Source organism: uncultured Bacteroides sp., assembly GCF_937912035.1.
In the GTDB taxonomy this organism is placed as follows: Bacteria; Bacteroidota; Bacteroidia; order Bacteroidales; family Bacteroidaceae; genus Phocaeicola.
On the sequence record NZ_CALDPF010000011.1, the window covers coordinates 1 to 3,173 of the forward strand.

A 3,173-nucleotide genomic window follows, 5' to 3' on the forward strand; every position below is an offset into this window, starting at 1 on the left:
TTATCTTGCCAGCTATACCAACTATTATTATCTGATGATATATAACTGGATTTAACTTCATCTGTTACATAAGTATGTACACCAGAAATAAGTGCAATCTCAGGGAGTGTGAATGCTCCAGCAGAAGTATAAATTACGAATTGTAGATTTCTTACTCCCTCTACTGTTACTGTATACCTAGCAGGCTCAAATGAATATATTTTGTTAGTTTTATCAGTTGTACCATAAGATGCAAGTTGTACCCCATCCTCATAAACTGAATACCCTACTATTGTATTTCCTATAGAAGAATATGTTTGTGTATTTGCTCCGTTATTCACAGATGTGTTTACCAAGTATGCATTATTTATATCAATAATGGCCGTACTTCCATATTCTACAATATATTGTACTTTATTGGTGCCTGTTGGCTTTCCTACCATGCTAGTGCCAGTTGTGTCTTTATATGTTACCCAAGTTTCCCAGTTAACAGTATGTGTAGCACTTGTACTTCTACTACAAGCAACCCCTACATTGGCTGAACCTGATAATGCTCCACAATATACACAGGCTGCCTGTGAATTTTGCCCACCTTGAATATAATGTCTTCTACCAGGTGACTTGCTACAATAATCATTAATGGAGGCTGCTCCCCCACCAGCTTGACTTGTCGAACCGCATGTGTCACACTTAGTATAATTTACTCTGCTTCTACCCCCATAAGTCCTATTCTCATGTGCATCACATTTGTGTTCTGCCTCATAATAATATAAACCCAAAGCGTCATATTTATGACCCCATTCGTCTGTACATCTAGCTGAGCTACATCCGTCACCATTCTTGTGTTCTCTAAGACAATCTGAACTGCCAGGTTCAGGTATCCAAGTTTTATAAATATAGTAATGTCCACCGCAGGCAGATGTATATGTAGAACTCTTCTTTTCTGCAAATCCTGCTGTAACAGATAGTGCAGCTTCAACCTGCATATTAAGTTTAGGATTGAACAGAGTGTTTATTGCTATGACTACACATATAAATAATATTCTTTTTAAATGCTTCTTCACCATTATTCTATCTCCTGCTTAATACAATCAATTACTAATAGAAAGTCGACTACTCAGCTATAAGCGGAATGCTGAGTATCCTGTATATCAAAAGGACCGGACAGCTTTATGGGTAAGGGCTGATTATCCTTGTTGATATCTATGTAAATAATTTGTGCCTTGCGGAAAGGCAGCTGCCTAGCCTACCAACGGAACTAGGCAGCACGAAAATTAGTTGATTGCTTGTTTGGTATATTGTCTTTTGGGTTTTCCCAAAAACTCTCGTTTGTAAGTGTAATAAGTATTTCGGGAAATTTCCTTGCATTTGCTGTCTGGGAGCTGTTTCTTCAAATCACCTGCAATGTTATTCATGATGACCTCGTCAGGATAATTTTTCTCTAAACCTTCTTTGATTCGCTCCAAGGCAATTTGCTTTTTCTTGGTGGTGAATGTGTCACCTTTTTGTGTTCCGATACGGATTTGTTGGTCTGGTGGTAAAATACGATTCTCTGCAATCTTCTTTTGTAATGCTTGACTGGTTCGCTTGCGGATATCCATCATTTCCTTGTTGGCTTGGTCGAATGCTTCTTGGACTTGCTTTTCTGCAAGCTGTAATAGTGCTTCTTCTACACCTGAGATAATTGGGTCTATGAATGTTCCAGTACGTGGGAGTGCCACATCTAAGGCTTTTCTGTAATTGTCCGTGTTGATATACGGTTCATTTAAGAAAACTAAGTTTACGTCCATTTTAAACAATCTTCGGTATTCTTCTGGACCTGTGATGTTATCTCTGCTAAATCTACTGACGCTATCAAATACTATGGTGTCTCCCGGTTGCACAATCTTTAATAATTTTGTTAATACTACGCACCCATTGTAATCTCCGCCGCTATGTGTTTCTTCATAGAGTATCGCTTCTGGGTAAACCCTTAATATGTTTACACGCTGACGACCAACATCTTGATGTTTTGTGGATACTCTCATATATCCGTAAATATTTGCCATACGTTTCCCCCTGTAAATAGATGTATTTAAAAACAAAAATTTTAACCAAATTTAAAATTTATATTTTCTTTCATTTACACCTCAGGTCGTTTTTTTGGCATTTTACATAATTTTTATACTTTCCTATATTTAGCTTAAATTTTATACTTTGGTAAAAATCTCATAAAAATTACTACTTTATGAGGCATTAGCAAAATTGGAAGTGCATATACAATTCCCAAAACAAAATCAAAAATAAATTAAAAACATACCTTAATATAAAACTACTTTGAAATAAGTAAGTATTTTTTACATATATGAATATAAAAGGAAGATACCGACTACTTTTTGGGTAATCGGTATCTGTGGGATTGGAAGTGTATTAAGAAGCTTTTGTTTCTTTTTCCTCTCTCTGTAACTGCTCCTTAGCTTCTTTGGTTGCAGTTTCTACAATATTATTTAAACCTTGCGTAATTGACTTAAAAATATAAATAGAACAACAAATGCAAATGAGCATTAAACAAAATGTTATTAAAAATACTATGAAGACTGAATCACACATTTTTCTATCCTCCTATGAATATAGGGGCATCTTACGATACCCCTATGCTTACGTTATTTTTTGATTGTTTTGGACTCTGGTTTTGTTTCGGATTTTGTTGTTGGTGCTTTCTTTGGCTCTGCAGGCTTTGGTGGCTCTGGTTCCTTTACTTCTGGTTTGACGGGTTCTTCAACCTTTGGCTCCGCTTTCTTTTCTTCCACCGGAACTACTACCTTTGGTTCTTCCATGACTGGTTTGGTATCTGAGGTAGGAAGGATGATTTTATCATCCTCCACTTTACAACCGCCAGAGATAAACCCGAGTTCATACATTGCTTTTAATTTTTCTTCGGTGAATGTGGTACGTTCTACACGGCTACTAATTACATCATAGACACGTTTTCCGTTTTCTTCGTGACTGCCTACCACGATATACATAAGGTTTGCTACACACTGTCCATCGTAATCATATTTAGGTCTGATATTATTAATGTGAGTCTTTACGGTATAATTTTTCATAAAGAACTTTTCGTCAAGGACTAAATCCTCTCCATTCTCTGCAAGTTGTAATCCATGGATTTTCTTTCCTGCTTTTAAATTGTCTCGTACGGTTTTGGCTGTCATCTC

General features: G+C 36.5%; 3 protein-coding genes. All 3 read right to left on the reverse strand.

The genetic code is table 11. The features are described from left to right. Window positions 1-1,046: hypothetical protein (locus Q0486_RS01905; RefSeq protein WP_299229944.1), on the reverse strand; the 1,046-nt coding region annotated here is incomplete at its 3' end. 207 nt (window positions 1,047-1,253) lie between these two features. Next, window positions 1,254-2,027, reverse strand: a complete 774-nt coding sequence (locus tag Q0486_RS01910) for a recombinase family protein (RefSeq protein ID WP_299229946.1) — start codon at window positions 2,025-2,027, stop codon at window positions 1,254-1,256. A gap of 594 nt (window positions 2,028-2,621) precedes the next feature. Next, the coding region (locus Q0486_RS01915) for a hypothetical protein (RefSeq protein WP_299229948.1) at window positions 2,622-3,173 on the reverse strand (552 nt) is incomplete at its 5' end.